The following is an 18,237-nucleotide window of genomic DNA, read 5'->3' on the forward strand; positions in this document are numbered from 1 at the left end:
TCGTGAGTGACATCAAGGTGAAAACGGCGCCGGTGCAGGGCGTCAACGGCGGCTCCGCGAGCCACCTGCTCGAGATCGAGAACCTGCACGTCGAGTTCCGCACCCGGGACGGCGTGGCCAAGGTGATCAACGGTGTGTCGTACCACGTGGACGCCGGTGAGACGTTGGCGGTGCTCGGCGAGTCGGGCTCCGGCAAGAGCGTGACGGCGCAGACCATCATGGGCATCCTCGACACCCCGCCGGGCTTCGTGACGGGCGGTTCCATCCGCTTCCGCGGCAAGGATCTGCTCACCATGGGCAAGGATGAGCGACGGCTGGTCCGCGGCGAGGGCATCGCGATGGTGTTCCAGGACGCGCTCTCGGCGCTCAACCCGGTCTTCACGGTCGGGTTCCAGATCGCCGAGCTCTTCCGCAAGCGGCGGGGCATGAGCCGCGCCGACGGCTACAAGCGCGCGACGGAGCTGCTGGACCTGGTCAAGATCCCGGCGGCGAAGGCGCGCCTGAGGGACTTCCCGCACCAGTTCTCCGGCGGCATGCGCCAGCGCGTCATGATCGCCATGGCGCTGGCTCTCGACCCCGAGGTGCTGATCGCGGACGAGCCCACCACGGCACTCGACGTGACGGTGCAGGCCCAGATCATGGACCTGCTGGCGGAGATCCGCCGCGACCGGAACATGGGCATGATCCTGATCACCCACGACCTCGGCGTGGTCGCCGACGTCGCGGACCGGATCGCGGTCATGTACGCGGGCCGGATCGTGGAGCAGGCCGACGTGCACAACCTGTATGGCAAGCCCTGCCACCCGTACACGCTGGCCCTGCTGGACTCGCTGCCGCGCCTGGACCTCAAGGGCCAGGAGCTCAACACCATCAAGGGTCTTCCGCCCAACCTGCTGCGCGTCCCCTCGGGCTGCGCGTTCCACCCGCGGTGCCAGATGGCGCGTGACATCTGCTCGACCCAGCGCCCCGCGCTGATCGAGCTGGGTGGCGTCCGGTCCAGCGCCTGTCACTTCGCAGAGGAGCTGTACGGCCGTGAGTGAAGTGATCCTCGAAGTACGCGACCTGGTCAAGCACTTCCCGATCCGCCAGGGCATCGTCTTCAAGCGGACCATCGGGCAGATCAAGGCCGTCGACGGCGTCTCGCTCGACCTGCACAAGGGCGAGACCCTGGGCATCGTCGGAGAGTCGGGCTGTGGCAAGTCGACGCTGGCCAAGCTGCTGATGAACCTGGAGAAGCCGACCTCCGGCGAGGTGCGCTACCAGGGGCGGGACGTGCTGCGGCTCAACCCGGCCGACCAGCGCCGGCTGCGCCGCAACATCCAGCTGGTCATGCAGGACCCGTACACCTCGCTCAACCCGCGGATGACCGTGGGCGACATCGTCGGGGAGCCTTTCGAGATCCACCCCGAGGTCGCGCCCAAGGGCGAGCGGCGGCGCAAGGTGCAGGAACTGCTGGACGTGGTCGGCCTCAACCCCGAGCACATCAACCGCTACCCGCACCAGTTCTCCGGCGGACAGCGCCAGCGCATCGGCATCGCCCGTGCGCTGGCCCTCAAGCCCGAGGTCATCGTCTGCGACGAGCCCGTGTCGGCACTCGACGTGTCGATCCAGGCGCAGGTGATGAACCTGCTGGACCAGCTGCAGAACGAGTTCAACCTGTCGTACATCTTCATTGCCCACGACCTGTCGGTGGTGCGCCACATCGCCGACCGGGTGGGCGTGATGTACCTCGGCAAGATGGTCGAGGTCGGCACCGACGACGACATCTACATCCGGCCCACGCACCCGTACACGCAGGCTCTGCTGTCCGCGGTGCCGGTGCCGGACCCCACGGCGCGTCAGCGCAAGGCGGTCATCCGGTTGGAGGGCGACGTCCCGTCGCCGGCCAACCCGCCGTCGGGCTGCCGTTTCCGTACCCGGTGCTGGAAGGCACAGGAGATCTGCGCGACGGAGCCGCCGCTGCTGCAGATCCGCCCCACCTCGGGGCACCCGAGCGCATGCCACTTCGCGCAGGAGCGGGACGTGGTGCACGCGGGGTAGGAGTGTCTCCCGGTGGCGAACGGTCAGGTGGGGTTGAGCCTCCGGCCGGACCGCCCGCCACCGGGTCAACATAGAGCAGGGCACCGTCCGCGTAGCGGGCGGTGCCCTGTGCATGTGGGCTGGATTGCGTCAGCCTGGTGAGGAGGTCGTCGTCGCCCGCGGTAGCGGCCGCTCGGCGTCAGCTGGAGCGCAGCGGAAGATGACGTCGATTAAGGCCGCGGTAGCCGGCGAGCATGTCACAGCGGACCGCGGCCGGCGCGGAGGATGAGCAGGGCGAGCTGGGTGCCGTCGGGGCCGAGTTCGGCGCGGAAGCGGTCCATGATCTCGCGCTCGCGGCTGAGCACCAGGCGGGTGCCGCCGGAGGCGACGCGGGTCTTGCCGACCTGCTGCGAGATCGCGGCACGCTCCTTCCACAGCGCGATGAGGGCGGCGTCGATCTGGTCGATGCGCTCACGCATCGAGCTGATCTCCGTTGCGGCCTCCGGCGCGGTGGTGCCGGTCTCGTGGGCGATGGCGCTCATGTGGGACTCCTCAGTGGGATTGTCGCTCACCAGTGGCCGGGACAAAGGCGAAAGCCCCGGGCTCTGGGAGCCCGGGGCTTTCGTGAGGTCTGTGTGCTCAGGCGCGACCTACGACTGCCGGGTTCCCGGAGCCATAGGTAAAGTAGAACGCCTGGTTGATCACGTTGCCAAGTATGCCATGGATACCTCGCCGCGCAAGCACGTCGACCATCATGTGAGACCTCGATCTATCCGAGTGGCGGGTCAGCCGAGCTTGGTGATGCGGTTGGCCGGACCGGGGGTGACCGGTCCCGTGGCCAGGTGCGCCACCAGCGCGTCGACGTCGAACCCGGGCGCGTAGACCCGTCCCGTGCCCGCGGTCAGCGCCGTGAAGTTGTCGCCGCCGTTGGCCAGGAAGTCGTTCGTCGTCACCTGGTAGGAAGCCGCCGGGTCGATCGGCGTGCCGTTGAGCGTCAGGCCGGAGACCCGGCTGCCCAGCGGCAGGGTGCTGTCGTAGGAGTAGGAGAAGCCCGCCGAGATCTGGAGGATCTTGGTGGTGTTCTGCCCGGCGTGGCCGGCGAACTGCTGCTCCAGCACCGCGTCGAGCTGCGCCCCGGTCAGCGACTGGGTCACCACCAGGTTGTTGAACGGCTGAACGGTGAACGCCTCGCCGTAGGTCACCTGGCCCGCGGCCTCGCCACCGGGCGAGTTCGCGTACGTGATCGCCGCCCGGATGCCGCCCGGGTTCATCAGCGCGAGCTGTGCTCCGGCCGAGGCGGTCCAGGCCAGCTGGGCGTCGGCGATGACGTCGCCGAGCGGGCTCTCGCCGCTGGGCACGACGTCGCGCACGATGTCGGCGGAGATGCTGCCGACGATCCGGTTGGCCAGCGGCGCCACGGCGGTGCGGTACTTGTCCGCGATCGTCTTGGCGGCCGGGTCGGCCAGGGCGGGGTTGCGCACGAACACGCCGGGCGCGGTGGTCTGCCAGGTGCCGTCGGCGTTGCGTACGCCGTTCTCGACGACGACGTTGTGCGCCTCGATCGAGGTGAAGGTGCGGCTGCGGCGGTCCATGTTCAGCGTGATGTCGGTGACCAGCTGGCCGTTGGTGCCGGCGCTGGTGACCACGACCGGCTTGCCCGACTTGTTGGGCAGCGAGCACGAGTAGAAGCGGTGCGTGTGGCCGGAGACCACGACACCGATCTCGTCGCGCAGCCCGGCCACGATCGGGGAGATCACGCCGGTGAACCCGTCGCAGGTGGAGATGTTGCCGGTGGCGCCCTGCTGGCCGCCCTCGTGCAGCAGCAGCACCTGCGCCTTGATGCCGAGCAGGCGCAGCAGGCCGCTCCACAGGTTCGCGGTCTCGACCTCGTCCCGGAAGTCGACCTTGGTGATGCCGGCCGGGTTCACGATGCCCGGGGTGCCCTCCAGCGTCATGCCGATGAAGCCGACCGGCACGCCGTCGATGATCTTCACGTCGACCGGCGGCAGGATGGGCAGCTTGGTGCGCTTGTCGGTGACGTTGGCGGCGAGGTACTGGAACTCCGCGCCCGCGAAGCCGTCACCGGCGAAGCAGCCGTCGACCGGGTGGCAGCCGCCGTGCTGCATACGCTGGAGCTCGGTGACGCCCTCGTCGAACTCGTGGTTGCCGACCGAGCTGACGTCCAGGCCGAGCTCGCTGAGCAGCTCGATGGTGGGCTCGTCGTGGAACGCCGCGCTGACCAGCGGGGTGGCGCCGATCATGTCGCCCGCGCCGACGGTCACGACCTCCTGGCCCGCCGCCTCGCCCTCGGCGCGCAGCTGCTTGACCCAGTGGGCCAGGTATTCGACACCGCCCGCGGGGGTGCCCAGCACCGCCGCACCGCTGCCGGTCGGCGCGTCGATCGCGCCGTGGAAGTCGTTGAACGCGAGCAGGTTGCCGTACGCCGCGTGGTCGGCCGGAGCCGCCGCGGCCATGTTCACCGACACGGGCGTGAGAGGGGTCCACGCGGGGGTCGAGGAAGCGCTCGATCCGCTGCTCAGCGGGATCGTGGCGACGACGGCCAACGCCAGCGCCGGTAGCGCCAGGTGCCGCATCGTGCCTGCCCAGCCCCGAGAACGGGGGTGATTCATGGGGGGCCTCCAGAGTAGGCATCGCGCGGGGGTGCGCGATGATTTATGAAGGCATCCTTGCGTATGCGTTTCTGTCGCGCCACCGTGCATCGGTGACACCTGCGCGACCGTCGCGCTACGGGCCGGTTTCGCGCTCACCGGTGGCGGGCTGGGTCGATGTCGGTGGGGGCGCATAGACTCTCCAGACGATGCATGCGCTCTTCGATCTCCCCGAGATGACACCGTCCGAGACGGCGCCCGGGGGGACGCCCGCCACCGTGAAACCGCCCGCCGAGAAGGCCTCCGGCGGCTCCTGGCCGTCCCAGGGTGACCGGGCCCCCACCGACTCCGGTCCGCGTATAGCGGCGCTCCTGGAGGGCCTCAACGAGCCCCAGCGGGCGGCGGTGACCCACGAGGGCACGCCGCTGCTGATCGTCGCGGGCGCGGGCTCCGGCAAGACCCGCGTGCTGACCCAGCGCATCGCCTACCTGCTGGCTGCCCGCGGCGTGCACCCCGGCGAGATCCTGGCCATCACGTTCACCAACAAGGCCGCCGGTGAGCTGCGGGAACGGGTGGCGCACCAGGTCGGCAACCGGGCCCGGATGATGTGGGTCTCCACGTTCCACTCGGCCTGCCTGCGCATCCTGCGCGCCGAGCACGAGCACGCCGGCCTCAAGTCGACCTTCTCGATCTACGACGCGGACGACTCGCGCCGGCTGATGCAGCTGGTCTCGCGCGAGCTGGACCTCGACCCCAAGCGCTACCCGCCGCGCAGCCTGGCCGCGCAGGTGTCCAACCTCAAGAACGAGCTGGTCGACCCGGAGGCGTTCACCCCGCACGGGCCCGCCGAGCGAGTGCTCGCCGAGGCCTACACGCTCTACCAGCAGCGGTTGCAGCAGGCCCAGGCGCTCGACTTCGACGACATCATCATGCGCACCGTGCACCTGCTGCAGGCCAAACCCGAGGTGACGGAGAAATACCGGCGGCGCTTCCGCCACGTGCTCGTCGACGAGTACCAGGACACGAACCACGCCCAGTACACGCTGGTCAAGGAGCTGGTCGGCGACACCGGCGAGCTGTGCGTGGTGGGTGACGCGGACCAGTCGATCTACGCGTTCCGCGGCGCGACCATCCGCAACATCCTGGAGTTCGAGCGGGACTACCCGCAGGCGCGCACCATCCTGCTGGAGCAGAACTACCGCTCCACGCAGACCATCCTGTCGGCCGCCAACGCGGTCATCGACCGCAACAGCGACCGCAAGCCCAAGCGGCTGTGGAGCGACCAGGGCGCGGGCGAGCAGATCGTCGGATACGTCGCCGACAACGAGCACGCCGAGGCCGACTGGGTGGCCCGAGAGATCGACCGGCTCACCGACGCCGAGTCGGCCCGGCCCGGCGACGTGGCGGTGTTCTACCGCACCAACGCCCAGTCCCGGGTCTTCGAGGACATCTTCATCCGGCTCGGCCTGCCCTACAAGGTCGTCGGCGGGGTGCGCTTCTACGAGCGCAAGGAGGTCCGCGACGCGCTGGCCTACCTGCGGGCGGTGTCCAACGAGGACGACACGGTCAGCATGCGCCGCATCATCAACACCCCCAAGCGGGGTCTCGGCGACCGCGCCGAGGCTGTCGTGGAGGCGCTGGCCGCGCGTGACCGGGTCTCCTTCGGGGCCGCGCTGCGCCGGGCCGCGGAAGCGCCGGGCATCTCGACCCGCGCGGTCAACTCGATCGGCGACTTCCTGGCCATGATGGACTCCGCGCGCGAGCTGGCCCGCACCGCGCCGCCGGAGCAGGTGCTGGAGCTGCTGCTGACCCAGTCCGGCCTGCTCTCGGAGCTGGAGGAGAGCCTCGACCCGCAGGACGAGGGCCGGGTCGAGAACCTGCAGGAACTCGTCAGCGTGGCCCGGGAGTACGCCGAGCGCACCGCCGCGGCCGACGAGACGCCCACCCTGGCCGGCTTCCTGGAGCAGGTCGCGCTGGTGGCCGACGCCGACCAGGTGCCTGCGTCGCCTGGCACGGCGCCCGAGGGCGCCGGCGTGGACGAGCCGAGCTATCAGGGCGTGGTCACGCTGATGACCCTGCACACCGCCAAGGGCCTGGAGTTCCCCGTGGTCTTCCTCACCGGCCTGGAGGACGGGGTCTTCCCGCACCTGCGGTCGCTGGGTGAGGTCAAGGAGCTGGAGGAGGAGCGGCGGCTGGCCTATGTCGGCATCACCCGCGCCCGCCGCCGGCTCTACCTGTCCCGGGCGGTGACCCGCTCGGCCTGGGGGCAGCCGCAGTACAACCCGGCGTCGCGCTTCCTCGAGGAGCTGCCGCCGGAGCTGCTCGACTGGAAGCGCACCGAGGGGGCGTACACCTCCTGGGGTTCGCGCGGCGGCGGCATCGGCGGCCGGGAGCGGGCGCAGGAGCGGGGGAGCGGCACCTTCGTGGGCGGCACCGCGCGGGCCGCGGCGCTCGCGAGCAAGATCGGCATTGACCCGAGCAAGCTGGCCACCGCGAGCGATCTCGCCGGGGCGCCGTCGCTGTCGGCCGGCGACCGGGTCAACCATCAGCGCTACGGCCTGGGCCGGGTGCTCGCCGTGCAGGGCGCGGGGGCGCGGGCCCAGGTGCAGGTCGACTTCGGCGACCAGGTCCTCTGGCTGGTCCTCCGCCACGCCCCCCTGGAGAAGATCTGAGCCCACGCCGATCATCGGCGTGGCGGCGGTGGGTGGATACACGTGTGGGCCCGGATCTGGTGATCCGGGCCCACACGTGTCGGGGGGTGGGGTTTCCGCTGGGGGACGCCGGTGCGCGGTGGCGCACCGACGTCCGGGAGTGCGGGTCAGCAGTTGATCGGCACGCCGCGGGCCTTCAGCCACGCGCTCGGCTCGATCTGGTTCCACATGCCCTTGTGCACCTCGAAGTGCAGGTGGGGGCCGGTGGAGTCACCGGTGGAGCCCTCGTAGCCGAGCAGGTCGCCGGCCTTCACCTTCTGGCCGATCTGCACCGCGTCGCGGCTCATGTGGGCGTAGTGGGTGAAGTAGCCGTCGCCGTGGTCGACGACCACGGAGATGCCGTAGCCGCTGTAGGCCCAGCCGTTGCTGAACACGGTGCCGGGGCCGACCGCGCGGATCGGGGTGCCGGCGGGCTCGGCGAGGTCGACGCCGGCGTGCAGGACGCCCCAGCGCTGACCGAAGCAGGAGGTGACCGGAGCGCCCGGCATGGGGCTGCCCCAGGTGGGGCGGACCTGGACCGGAGCGGCGGCCTTGGCCTTGGGCACCGAGGTGCCGGCCTTCGCCTTGCTCTCCGCGGGCTGGGCCGCCTTGGGCGTGACCGCCTTGGGCGCGGCCTTCGGCGCCGCCTTGGGAGCGGCGAGCTGGGTCTTCGCCGTGGTGCGCGCGGAGCGGTCGGCGCGTTCCGCCGCCGCCTCGCGGCTGACCGTGGACGTCGCCGCCACGGGGGTGACCTCGGTGGGTCCGTTGTCGATGTTGGCTGCGACCAGGCCTACAGACGCGATGCCGGCCAGTGCCGCGACGGCCACGACATGACGCGAGCGGCCGCGGAGGCCGCTTCGGATCTTGTCACTGACGATGTCGTACTGGGCGCGGGCTGCCTTGAGGAGTTCGGTACTGCTGCCTTGCATGAGGTGGGAACCTCCGGGTCTACGTTGACACGGGCTCGAGCTATGTTGCCTGGTCAAAGCAGGTATGGCCAGCCCCGCCAAAAGCCGGATCGGACATGCGGGCGGGTACCACTCGGGAGTTATGTCCCCTTTACGTACCCGGGCCCACCCTGAGTCCCGTCAGGGTCGAGTGACGTGCGCCACCGGATTCCGGTGACCGGGGCCACCGCCGGGCGCAGCAGAACACGACAAAGCCGCCCGGATCTCGCGATACCGGGCGGCTTTGCGGAGGAAATCAGCTCACCGAGCCGTCGTAGGCCTGTTCGATCTCCAATTCGAGGTCGACGCCGTGCGACTTGAACCACGGGATGGGGTTCACCGCCACGTCGTTCACGTGGATCTCGAGGTGGACGTGCGGACCGGTGGAGTGGCCTGTGCTGCCGGAGATGGCGATGATGTCGCCCGCCTTGACCCGCTGGCCTTCCTTGACCATGACGCGGCTGTTGTGCCCGTACGTGGTCTTCAGGCCGTTGCCGTGGTCGATGATCACGTGGTTGCCGTAGCCGCCGTTGTAGCGGGCCAGCACGATGATGCCCTCGTGCATCGCGGCGACGGGCGTGCCCTCGGGCACGGCGATGTCGACGCCCTTGTGCGCTTTGCCCCAGCGCTGACCGAACAGGGAGGTCAGGCGGTAGTCGTGGTTCGGCAGGACCCAGGCGTTCGGGGACTGGGCGATCGAGGTGCTGAGCGAACGGTCCTCGCCACGGCCTGCGCGTTCGGCGGCTTCGAGGCGGGCCCCGCTGAGTTCGGAGGCGGCGGTGTCGCCGACGAGAGCGTCGGTCTTCGCGTCCTTGATGCCGGCTCCGGCACCGAAGGCGACAACCCCTGCACCGACGAAAGCGGTCGTGACTACAGCAAGGTATCTGCTGCGGGGCGGGGCGGGAGCCCGTCGGCGGCCGCGGTAGCGGTCACCCTCCCGTAACAGTGTTGGCCTGTATTGCACGTACAGCCTCCGTCATCGGTGGCGCCGCTGGTTGCCGCGACGCTCTGTCACCCATTTTTGGATGGCACATCTTCGGGTTTTGTCCTTGCGCTGCGGCACAACTTAACCAACCCGTAGGGGTAGGCACAAGCTCCTGTCCGGCATCTCTTCGCTATGTGTGCGACTGTCCGGCCCGACTTACCCGATAGCAACACTATTTGTCGGGAATGCGAGACCTACGGAGAGTAGTGATGCGCGGGGCAGCGCGTATATATAGGTGTCGCGGACAGAGACCGCTGGACCGCTGGCAGTGAACGCCGGTGGGTGGGTTACCGTTCGTTAAGGTCAGTACGGCGGAGAGGTGAGCACTGATGGGCACTCGTATTCGCGTGGTCGTCGCCAAGCCCGGGCTCGACGGGCACGACCGGGGCGCGAAGGTGGTGGCCAGAGCCCTGCGCGACGCGGGTATGGAGGTCATCTACACCGGCCTGCACCAGACCGCGGAGCAGATCGTGGAGACCGCGATCCAGGAGGACGCCGACGCGGTCGGCCTGTCCGTGCTGTCCGGCGCGCACATGACCCTCTTCCCGCGGGTCGTCGAGCTGCTGCGCGAGCGCGGCGCCGGCGACATGGTGGTGTTCGGCGGCGGCATCATCCCCGACGCGGACATCCCCGAGCTGGAACGGCTCGGCGTGGCCAAGGTGTTCACGCCCGGGGCGACGACCCACGCCATCGTGGACTGGGTGCGGGCCAACGTGGCGACCGCGCAGCCTGCCTGACCTCATACCCCTGATAAATCCGCACCCCCGCGCCGGACCGGCTCGGGGGTGCGTGCGTGCTCCGGACGACCTCACACGGATACGCAGAAAGGGAGGAGCCGGACGCACCCCTCACACGTCCGGCTCCTCTATGCACGATGCCCCGCCGCCACCCCTCGACCGACAGGGCATCGGCCGTTTGTGTCATCCTGCCTCGGCCGTTCCGGCCTCAGCTCTCTGACATCAGACTCAACGACGGCCGGTGGCCGGGGTTACGGGCATGCACAGGGTCACCGAAAAGAGTGACGGGCTGCTAGGTTCACGCGCCATGACCAGCCCTGACCCCACGGCGGGCACCCCCGCCCCCGCAGCCGTCCCGACGTTGCGGCAGCTCATCCCGGCGGGCCTGCCGGTGACGGTGCAGCTCGCCGGCACCTGGCGGCATCTGCTCGCGCACCGCCGCGGCGAACTCGTGTTGATGATCCTGCTCGCCCTCTTCATGCTCCCCACCGGGACGTACCTGCTGCTGCACGCCCAGGAGACGGTGCACAGCGCCAAGTACGGCGACGTGAACAGCGGCATGCTCGGGCTCGGCGCGCTCGTGCTCGTGCTGGGCCTGCTGGCGTGGCTGCCGATCTCGGCCGGGCGCCAGCTGCGCCCGGTGCAGCTCGCCGCCGACGCCGACGGGGTGTACGTCAGGCCCTTCCTCGACAAGGCCCGGGTGCTGCACCTGCCCTGGGCGGACGTCGAGTCGGTGTACGTGCGCAACTGGCACGGCCCGCAGCTGTGCGTGAAGCCCCGCGACGCCCGCATCGAACCCCAGTTCAACCTCGCGAAGCAGGGCAACGTGGAGAACCGGGCCGGTACCGCCGTCGCACAGCGGCGGCGGATGAAGAAGCTGGGCACCAACATCCACGTGCCGGTCGCCGCGGCCCCGGGCACCCCGGCCGAACTCCTGGCCGCGCTGCGCTACCAGGCCGCGGGCCGGGTGCCGGTCGAGATGCTCGGCTGAGCCCCCGCCGACGCGCCGTCCGGCGCCGCACGGCGGCATTCGGGCCGGGCCGGGCCGGCGGCGGACGGCGCCCGGTGTGCAGTTGGGCACACCGGGCGGTCGTGCCGATACGTTGCGCTGACCGACCGTTAGGCTGCGCGGAAGGCCCAGCCAGCGGAGGATGGGCAATGGTCCCTACGCGTCGCAGCGGGCGTCCAGCCCGCGACGCCATGGGCTGGACACGAAGAGGTATCGGTGGACCTGTACGAGTACCAGGGGCGCGATGTCTTCGAGAAGCACGGTCTGCCCGTGCTCGCCGGTGGCGTCGCCGAGACCCCGGAGGAGGCCCGCGCCATCGCCGAGCGCCTGGGCGGCCGGGTCGTCGTCAAGGCGCAGGTGAAGGTCGGCGGCCGCGGCAAGGCCGGCGGCGTCAAGCTCGCCGCCGATGCGACCGAGGCGTACGACCGCGCGAACGACATCCTTGGCATGGACATCAAGGGCCACACGGTCCACAAGGTGATGCTGGCCGAGACGGCCGACATCGTCGAGGAGTACTACTTCTCCTACCTGCTGGACCGGGCGAACCGCACCTTCCTGTGCATCGCCAGCGTCGCCGGCGGCATGGAGATCGAGACCGTCGCCGAGGAGCAGCCGGACAAGGTCGCGAAGATCGCGATCGACGCCAATCGCGGCGTCGACGAGGCGCTGGCGCGTGAGATCGTCACCGCCGGCCACTTCCCGGCCGAGGTCGCCGACCAGGTCGTGGACATCGCGATCAAGCTGTGGCAGACCTTCCGGGCCGAGGACGCGACGCTGGTCGAGGTCAACCCGCTCGCGAAGATCAGCTCCGGCAAGGTGCTGTGTCTGGACGCGAAGGTGACGCTGGACGAGAACGCCGGCTTCCGCCACGCCGACCACGAGGCGCTGGAGGACAAGGCCGCGGTCGACCCGCTGGAGCAGGCCGCCAAGGCCAAGGACCTCAACTACGTCAAGCTCGACGGCGAGGTCGGCATCATCGGCAACGGCGCGGGCCTGGTCATGTCCACCCTGGACGTGGTCGCGTACGCCGGTGAGCAGTTCGGTGGGGTCAAGCCCGCGAACTTCCTCGACATCGGCGGCGGCGCGTCCGCGGAGGTCATGGCGAACGGTCTGGAGATCGTGCTGTCCGACCCGGCCGTGAAGAGCGTGTTCGTCAACGTCTTCGGCGGCATCACCGCGTGCGACGCGGTCGCCAACGGCATCGTGCAGGCGCTGGCCATGCTGGAGGGTCGCGGCGAGTCCGTGACCAAGCCGCTGGTCGTACGCCTCGACGGCAACAACGCCGAGGCCGGTCGAGCGATCCTCGACAGCGCGAACAACCCGCTCGTGCAGCGGGTGGACACCATGGACGGCGCCGCCAAGCGCGCCGCCGAGCTCGCTGCGGCTGGGAAGTGATCTGACATGGCTATCTGGCTCACCAAGGACTCCAAGGTCATCGTCCAGGGCATGACCGGCTCCGAGGGCTCCAAGCACACCCGCCGCATGCTGGCCGCGGGCACCCAGATCGTGGGCGGCGTCAACCCGCGCAAGGCGGGCACCTCGGTCGACTTCGACGGCACCGCGGTGCCCGTGTTCGGCTCGGTGGCCGACGCGATGAAGGAGACCGGCGCGGACGTCACCGTCATCTTCGTGCCGCCGGCGTTCACCAAGGACGCCGTCGTCGAGGCGATCGACGCGGGCATCGGCCTGGCCGTCGTGATCACCGAGGGTGTGCCGGTGCACGACACCGCCGCCTTCTGGGCGCACGCGGTGGAGACCGGCAACAAGACCCGGATCATCGGTCCGAACTGCCCCGGCGTCGCGTCCCCGGGCGCCAGCAACGCGGGCATCATCCCGGCCGACATCGCCGGCTCCGGCCGCATCGGCCTGGTGTCGAAGTCCGGCACGCTGACCTACCAGCTCATGTACGAGCTGCGGGACATCGGCTTCTCGACCGCCGTGGGCATCGGCGGCGACCCGATCATCGGCACCACGCACATCGACGCGCTCGCGGCCTTCCAGGACGACCCGGAGACCGAGGCCATCGTCATGATCGGTGAGATCGGCGGCGACGCCGAGGAGCGGGCGGCCGAGTTCATCAAGGCGCACGTGACCAAGCCGGTGGTCGGCTACATCGCCGGCTTCACCGCCCCGCCCGGCAAGACCATGGGCCACGCGGGTGCGATCATCTCGGGCTCGTCCGGCACCGCCGACGCCAAGAAGGCGGCGCTGGAGGCGGCCGGGGTCAAGGTCGGCAAGACGCCGTCGGAGACCGCTCGCCTGATGCGCGAGGTCATGTCCGGCCGCTGAGGCCGTACGCACGTGAAACGGTGGGCGTCCTCCCAGGTCGGGAGGACGCCCACCGTTCGTTTGGGTCAGTAGCCGCGGTGGTTGTACATGTTGCCGCTGAACGCGCCGGCGACGCAGGCCAGGATCACGCCGATCACCGCCAGCGCGGTGAACGCGATGCCGAGCCAGAAGGCGACCTTGCCCAGCGTCTGGTCCGCGCCCCGTTCCCGGGCCTCCTTCATGGACAGCCAGCCGAACAGGATGCCCAGCGGCGCGCAGCAGAACACGGCGACGACGATGCCGATGATTCCGTAGATCATCGCCAGGTCCTTGCCGCCGCTCGGTCCCGGCGTCACGCCGTACGGCGGAGGCGGAGGCGGAGGCGGCGGTGGCGGTGGCGGCGGGTTGAGCGGCGGTGGCGCCGGTGGAGGGGTCACCGGCGGCGGCTCATAGGGCGGCAGCGGGTCGTTCGTCATGGGTTTCCCCTATCCCGACTAGTTCAGTTGAACTTCATCCCGCCGCTGGAGTAGCGGATGCCGTAGATGATGTTCCAGATGATGCCGATGACACCGACGGCCATCGCGATGTAACCCAGCGTCGGCTTCTTGCCGACCTTCTGCGCCTCCTTCACCGACAGCCAGCCCAGGACCAGGCCGATGAGGCCGCAGCAGCAGAGGCCCAGGACGATGCCGAGCACGCCGTACAGCGTCACGCGGTCGCCGCCCTTGCCCGGCATGCCCGACGGCGTCCCGTAGGGCGGCGGGCCCGGTGGCGGTGGCGGCACCGGCGGCGGTGGAGGTGGCGGCGGCACTGACGGCGGTGGCGGTGTGTAGGTCACGACAAGCCTCCTCGATGAACGACCTTGTTCGCAGCGTATCCCTCCTAACTCGCATATCGGGTCGAAATGGCCACGGGGTAGGGTTCATCGTCAACCCGGCTCGTTTGTGGTTAGGTAGCGCCTGATGACGGAGCAAGGTGAGTCCCTCGGCGTGCAGCCTGAGCTGCGGCCCGCTGCGCCCGGCGAGGGTTTGGACGCATATTCGCGGTCGTCTGGGGACGGCTCGCGTCCCGCCGCGCCGCAGACCCGCGCGTCCGGCCCGGCTCCGTCCGAACACGATGCCGCCGCACCGGAGCGCGCCCCCCGCGACACGCCCGGCGGCGCGGCCGAAACGGACACCGACGCGAGCCCCGGCGCCCACGCCGCCGAAACGGACACCCCCCGCCACCCCGTCGCCCCCGCTGCGGCCGAGGACGCGAGCCACCGCGATGCCGCCGACGCGGATCCGGGCTCCGGCGGGTTCGCTGACGATCCGGCGCTGGGCACTCGGGACACCGTCAAGATCGATCTGGCGCAGCTGGCGGCGCGGGAGACGGTCAAGATCGACGTGAGCCGCCCCGTGCCGCGGGAGCCGCTGGACGACGAGATCGCCACCATGGAGACCGTGCTGCTGCCGCGCGGCCGCCCGGCCGGCATGCTGCGCCCGCGGGGGGCGCCGCTGCCGGTGGCGGCGCTGGTCAACACCGGCTGGGCGACCTTGCTGGTGCTCGGGCCGCTGATGCTGCTGACGGTGGCCGCGCGGGCCGCCGAGGGAGCCGTGGACTGGGGGCTGTCGCTGCGCCTGGTGCTGTCCGCCTGGCTGCTCGGGCACGGTGTTCCGATCACCGTGCCGGTCAACGGTCAGCTGGGCACGATGGAGCTGGCGCCGCTGGCGCTCACCGCGTTCGCGCTGTGGCGGGTCAACCGGGCCGGGGTGCACACGACCCGGGCGATGGGAGCCCAGGGCAGCGGGTCGATCCGGCACGCGGTGCTGGGCACGCTGGCCGTCGCGGCGGTGTACGGCTGCTTCGGGGTGCTCGCCGCCGCGCTGGCCGACGGGCCGGGACTGTTCGTGACGCCGTGGCGCGCCGGGCTGCACTTCGTGGTGCTGGGCGCGGTGGGGGGCGCGGTCGGGGTGCTGCGCAGCGGCGGGGTGCTGCGCCGGCTGGCCCGGCGCACGCCGGTCGTGCTGCGCGACGGCGTACGGGCCGGCGTGGTCGCCGCACTGCTGGTGCTGGCGGTCGGCGCGGGCGCGGTGGGCCTCGCGGTGGCGATGAACGGGACACAGGCCACCCACGACCTCGCCGGGTTCTCCACCGGCGTGTTCGGCCAGGCCGGGCTGACCCTGCTGAGCCTGGTGTACGGGCCGAACTTCGCCGTCTGGGCGGCTTCCTACCTGCTGGGTCCGGGGTTCGCCGCGGGCACCCTGCCGCTGACCCACCTGCCGGTGTTCGCCGGGGTGCCGACCGGCCCGCTCCAGGGGCTGGGATGGCTGCTCACCGTGCTGCCGCTGCTCGGCGGCGTGGCCGCGGCGGTGCTCATGGCACGGCGGCGGCTGCGCCCGCGCCGGTCCCGGCTCGGCGACGTGCTCACGCCGCAGCCTCGATGGCTGCGCCTGTGCGGCTCGACGCTGACCGCCGCAGTGGTGGCCGGGGCGCTGCTGGCCGCCGCGGCGTACGCGTCCGGCGGGGTGCTGCCGGTGACCGGTCCGGTGCGCACCGGACCGGTGGTGTGGCAGGTCGCGGCGATGGGGGCGCTGGTGGTGGCGCTCGGTGGTCTGCTCGGGGTCGCCGGGTCCTGGGCGGTGCACGGTCTGCGGAAAGAGACCGACGGGCGGCCCGCCGTGCGGACCGCCCGTCAGCTGGTGCAGTGACGGCTGGTCACATGCCCGCGGCGCCGTTGGCGCCGAGCACGAAGACCTGCAGGGCGCAGCAGACGCAGCCGAGGGCCCAGCCGATGCCGCCGATGATGAGGGCGAGCTTCGACCACTTCTTGGACTCGGCCGCTGCGGCCTGGGCGCCCGCGTAGTCGCCCGCCTGCAGCAGCGGGTTGACCTTGTTGGCGTTGATGATGGCCGGGATGGCCAGCGGCCAGAACAGGAAGATCGAGACGATCGACATCGTCAGGTTGTTGTCGATCTGCGGCTGCTGGGAACCGTAGGTCATGGAGACTCCAGGGGTGTCGGGGTGGTGGCTCGGAGTGAGCCGTTGCCAAACGTGCGGAGTCTAATAGCAAGCTGTGACGGATGTGACTGGTGGGACAGCTGATAACAGCTGTCCCACCGGTCGATACGAGTGGATCAGTTGAACTGCTGGTACTGGTCGTAGATCCGGTCCTGCCAGCCGGTCGCGATGCCGCAGATCGCGGCGATCATGGCGATGACGCCCAGCGCGATGGCGACCCAGCCGAGCCACGACATCGATGCCGCGCCCTTCTTCACCTTGTTGAGGTGCATGGCGCCGAGGATGACCGCCGGGATGCCGCCGAGGAACGGGGCGCCGTTGATCCAGGGACAGCAGCAGCAACCGGTGCCGATGATGCCGCAGGCCAGCGCGATCCAGCCGAACAGGTTGTTCTGCCCGCCCGCCTTCTGGTAGACGGTGCCCTGGGCGGGACCCAGCGGCGGTGGCGGCGGCGGTCCCCCGATCGAGGGCGGCGGCGGTGGTGGTGGCGGCAGCGGGGTGCCGGACGAGCCGTACACCGTCCCGCCGCCCGAGCCGTAGGGATCGGGCACCGGCGGGGGAGGCGGCACAGGCGCCGGGTACGGCTGCTCCGCGGGCTCGGGCCAGCCCGGCGGCGTGGGCGTGCTCGCTCCGATCGACGGCGGAGGGGGCACCGGCGGCATCGGTGGCGGCGGGCCGGGCGGCGTGGGCGGCGACGGCGGGATCGGCGGCGTCGGCGGGGTGGGCGCGGTCGGGTCGCTCATGGCGGCCGGTGGCGCGAACTCCGGCGCGGGCGGCGGGTTGAACGGGTTGTCCACGCTGGTCGGCGGCTCCGGGCTGGCCGGGGGCTCCGGCCAGACCCCGCCCGCGGTGCCCGGTGCGCCGGTCGACGGCGCGGCGGGTTCGGGCGCGGACGGCGGTTCCGGCTCGTACGCCGGGCCGGCGGCCGGGGAGACCGGTTCGGGCTCGGGCCGCCAGGTGGCGCCTTCGGGGGGCGCGGGAACCGGTTCGCTCGGCGGCGACGGCACATCGGGCGAGGGCGGAGCGGGCGGCTGGTCCTCGCGCGACGGCGGCTGCGACGGCGGCTGCGGCGGCCAGGACGGCGGCTCCTCCGGCGTCTCCGGTGGCTTCGGCGGTTGCGTCAAGATCGGCTCCTCGCGTTCGGCAGAGCGTGCGGGGCGACGGCGCCCGGCTGGCCGGGCGGGGTCGGCACGTTCTGGAATGCAGTTCTTCGCCCAATATCTACTTTATTTGCGGGTTTGTCGGGCAAAACGCCGTAAGTGCGCGCCGCACCCGGCGCGAGCAGCGCCGCGGCTGCCCGATAGGGTGCAGAGGTGACCGCTCGCCTCGTCGTCCTGGTCTCCGGTTCCGGTACCAATCTCCAAGCCCTGCTCGATGCCTGCGCCGACCCCGCATACGGGGCGGCCGTCGTCGGCGTCGGCGCGGACCGCCACGGCATCGCGGGCCTGGCCCGTGCCGAGGCCGCGGGAGTGCCCACCTTCGTCGCCCGGGTCCCGGACTTCGCCACCCGCCAGGAGTGGGACGAAACCTTCACCGACCTGACCGCGGCGCACCAGCCCGACCTCGTCATCGGCGCGGGCTTCCTCAAGCTGGTGGGCAAGGTGTTCCTGGACCGGTTCGGCGGACGTTATGTCAACACCCACAACGCGCTGCTGCCGGCCTTCCCCGGCATGCACGGCCCGCGCGACGCCGTCGAGTACGGGGTGAAACTGGCCGGCGCGACGCTGCACTTCGTGGACGGCGGTGTGGACACCGGGCCGATCATCGCGCAGGTCGCGGTACCGGTGCTCGACGACGACACCGAGGACACCCTCTCCGAGCGCATCAAGGACGCCGAGCGCGGACAGCTGGTGGAGTACGTCGGCCGCATGGCCCGCCACGGCTGGACCGTCAACGGCAGGAAAGTGATCGTCGGCTGAACGGCCGCATCCCGCGCCGTCACCGGCCGGGACGGCGGGACCGCGTACGACGAG

17 protein-coding genes are annotated in these 18,237 nt (G+C 70.9%); 9 read left to right on the top strand and 8 right to left on the bottom strand.

Annotated features, from left to right (window positions below):
- The first annotated feature begins 2 nt into the window (after positions 1-2).
- Both F9C41_RS36590 and F9C41_RS36595 read left to right on the top strand, forming a co-directional pair.
- Positions 3-1,040, top strand: coding sequence for an ABC transporter ATP-binding protein (locus F9C41_RS36590; RefSeq protein ID WP_155391435.1), 1,038 nt, complete (start codon positions 3-5; stop codon positions 1,038-1,040).
- Positions 1,033-2,040 (top strand): ABC transporter ATP-binding protein, encoded by a 1,008-nt coding sequence (locus F9C41_RS36595; RefSeq protein ID WP_155391436.1) that lies wholly within the window; start codon positions 1,033-1,035, stop codon positions 2,038-2,040. The genes F9C41_RS36590 and F9C41_RS36595 overlap by 8 nt, the downstream gene beginning before the upstream one ends.
- Positions 2,041-2,276: 236 nt before the next feature.
- Here F9C41_RS36595 and F9C41_RS36600 read toward each other — a convergent pair whose 3' ends face one another.
- Together F9C41_RS36600 and F9C41_RS36605 are read right to left on the bottom strand one after the other, a co-directional pair.
- Entirely contained in the window at positions 2,277-2,594 is a 318-nt protein-coding gene (locus F9C41_RS36600) for a chorismate mutase (RefSeq protein ID WP_269059024.1), read from the bottom strand.
- 210 nt (positions 2,595-2,804) lie between these two features.
- Entirely contained in the window at positions 2,805-4,649 is a 1,845-nt protein-coding gene (locus F9C41_RS36605) for a bifunctional metallophosphatase/5'-nucleotidase (protein ID WP_155391438.1), read from the bottom strand.
- 188 nt (positions 4,650-4,837) lie between these two features.
- On the opposite strand from F9C41_RS36605, the gene pcrA reads away from it, so the two are divergent.
- Complete coding sequence (gene pcrA / locus F9C41_RS36610; protein WP_407924772.1) at positions 4,838-7,300, top strand: DNA helicase PcrA; 2,463 nt, start codon at positions 4,838-4,840, stop codon at positions 7,298-7,300.
- Positions 7,301-7,446: 146 nt separating this feature from the next.
- Here the strand turns inward: pcrA and F9C41_RS36615 are convergent, their stop codons facing one another.
- Together F9C41_RS36615 and F9C41_RS36620 are read right to left on the bottom strand one after the other, a co-directional pair.
- Positions 7,447-8,247: a M23 family metallopeptidase gene (locus F9C41_RS36615; RefSeq protein ID WP_155391439.1), complete on the bottom strand. Its 801-nt coding sequence runs from the start codon at positions 8,245-8,247 to the stop codon at positions 7,447-7,449.
- A 274-nt stretch (positions 8,248-8,521) separates the two neighbouring features.
- Complete coding sequence (locus F9C41_RS36620; protein WP_230690277.1) at positions 8,522-9,229, bottom strand: M23 family metallopeptidase; 708 nt, start codon at positions 9,227-9,229, stop codon at positions 8,522-8,524.
- Positions 9,230-9,579: 350 nt separating this feature from the next.
- On the opposite strand from F9C41_RS36620, the gene F9C41_RS36625 reads away from it, so the two are divergent.
- The 4 genes from F9C41_RS36625 to sucD all read left to right on the top strand — a co-directional run bounded on the left by F9C41_RS36625 (position 9,580) and on the right by sucD (position 13,285).
- Positions 9,580-9,987 (top strand): cobalamin B12-binding domain-containing protein, encoded by a 408-nt coding sequence (locus tag F9C41_RS36625; protein ID WP_120317046.1) that lies wholly within the window; start codon positions 9,580-9,582, stop codon positions 9,985-9,987.
- A 307-nt stretch (positions 9,988-10,294) separates the two neighbouring features.
- Entirely contained in the window at positions 10,295-10,978 is a 684-nt protein-coding gene (locus F9C41_RS36630; protein ID WP_155391440.1) for a hypothetical protein, read from the top strand.
- Positions 10,979-11,212: 234 nt separating this feature from the next.
- Positions 11,213-12,391: an ADP-forming succinate--CoA ligase subunit beta gene (gene sucC, locus F9C41_RS36635; RefSeq protein ID WP_155391441.1), complete on the top strand. Its 1,179-nt coding sequence runs from the start codon at positions 11,213-11,215 to the stop codon at positions 12,389-12,391.
- A gap of 6 nt (positions 12,392-12,397) precedes the next feature.
- A complete protein-coding gene (sucD, locus tag F9C41_RS36640; protein WP_120317043.1) occupies positions 12,398-13,285 on the top strand; it encodes a succinate--CoA ligase subunit alpha in 888 nt (295 codons plus the stop codon).
- A gap of 65 nt (positions 13,286-13,350) precedes the next feature.
- On the opposite strand, the gene F9C41_RS36645 is transcribed toward sucD, so the two are convergent.
- Together F9C41_RS36645 and F9C41_RS36655 are read right to left on the bottom strand one after the other, a co-directional pair.
- Positions 13,351-13,584 carry a hypothetical protein gene (locus tag F9C41_RS36645; RefSeq protein ID WP_155391442.1) on the bottom strand — a complete coding sequence of 78 codons (234 nt, stop codon included), beginning with the start codon at positions 13,582-13,584 and terminating at the stop codon, positions 13,351-13,353.
- A gap of 179 nt (positions 13,585-13,763) precedes the next feature.
- Positions 13,764-14,102 carry a DUF4190 domain-containing protein gene (locus F9C41_RS36655; RefSeq protein WP_269059023.1) on the bottom strand — a complete coding sequence of 113 codons (339 nt, stop codon included), beginning with the start codon at positions 14,100-14,102 and terminating at the stop codon, positions 13,764-13,766.
- Between the two features lie 124 nt (positions 14,103-14,226).
- Between F9C41_RS36655 and F9C41_RS36660 the strand changes: the two genes are divergently transcribed.
- Positions 14,227-15,954, top strand: a complete 1,728-nt coding sequence (locus tag F9C41_RS36660; protein ID WP_155391443.1) for a cell division protein PerM — start codon at positions 14,227-14,229, stop codon at positions 15,952-15,954.
- A gap of 7 nt (positions 15,955-15,961) precedes the next feature.
- Here the strand turns inward: F9C41_RS36660 and F9C41_RS36665 are convergent, their stop codons facing one another.
- Positions 15,962-16,246, bottom strand: a complete 285-nt coding sequence (locus F9C41_RS36665) for a CD225/dispanin family protein (protein ID WP_155391444.1) — start codon at positions 16,244-16,246, stop codon at positions 15,962-15,964.
- 134 nt (positions 16,247-16,380) lie between these two features.
- A complete protein-coding gene (locus F9C41_RS36670) occupies positions 16,381-17,388 on the bottom strand; it encodes a hypothetical protein (RefSeq protein WP_155391445.1) in 1,008 nt (335 codons plus the stop codon).
- A 189-nt stretch (positions 17,389-17,577) separates the two neighbouring features.
- On the opposite strand from F9C41_RS36670, the gene purN reads away from it, so the two are divergent.
- Complete coding sequence (gene purN / locus F9C41_RS36675) at positions 17,578-18,183, top strand: phosphoribosylglycinamide formyltransferase (protein WP_155391446.1); 606 nt, start codon at positions 17,578-17,580, stop codon at positions 18,181-18,183.
- The last annotated feature ends 54 nt before the right edge of the window (positions 18,184-18,237 follow it).

Origin of the sequence: Catellatospora paridis (assembly GCF_009720365.1) — a bacterium.
Classification (GTDB): domain Bacteria; phylum Actinomycetota; class Actinomycetes; order Mycobacteriales; family Micromonosporaceae; genus Catellatospora; species Catellatospora paridis.

What these genes read in the sequence shown, in the direction of transcription:
- F9C41_RS36605 (WP_155391438.1), bottom strand. Translation starts at nt 4,649, where the DNA reads ATGAATCACCCCCGTTCTCGGGGCTGGGCAGGCACGATGCGGCACCTG.
- pcrA (WP_407924772.1), top strand. Translation starts at nt 4,838, where the DNA reads ATGCATGCGCTCTTCGATCTCCCCGAGATGACACCGTCCGAGACGGCG.
- F9C41_RS36615 (WP_155391439.1), bottom strand. Translation starts at nt 8,247, where the DNA reads ATGCAAGGCAGCAGTACCGAACTCCTCAAGGCAGCCCGCGCCCAGTAC.
- F9C41_RS36625 (WP_120317046.1), top strand. Translation starts at nt 9,580, where the DNA reads ATGGGCACTCGTATTCGCGTGGTCGTCGCCAAGCCCGGGCTCGACGGG.
- F9C41_RS36630 (WP_155391440.1), top strand. Translation starts at nt 10,295, where the DNA reads ATGACCAGCCCTGACCCCACGGCGGGCACCCCCGCCCCCGCAGCCGTC.
- sucD (WP_120317043.1), top strand. Translation starts at nt 12,398, where the DNA reads ATGGCTATCTGGCTCACCAAGGACTCCAAGGTCATCGTCCAGGGCATG.
- F9C41_RS36645 (WP_155391442.1), bottom strand. Translation starts at nt 13,584, where the DNA reads ATGATCTACGGAATCATCGGCATCGTCGTCGCCGTGTTCTGCTGCGCG.
- F9C41_RS36660 (WP_155391443.1), top strand. Translation starts at nt 14,227, where the DNA reads ATGACGGAGCAAGGTGAGTCCCTCGGCGTGCAGCCTGAGCTGCGGCCC.
- F9C41_RS36665 (WP_155391444.1), bottom strand. Translation starts at nt 16,246, where the DNA reads ATGACCTACGGTTCCCAGCAGCCGCAGATCGACAACAACCTGACGATG.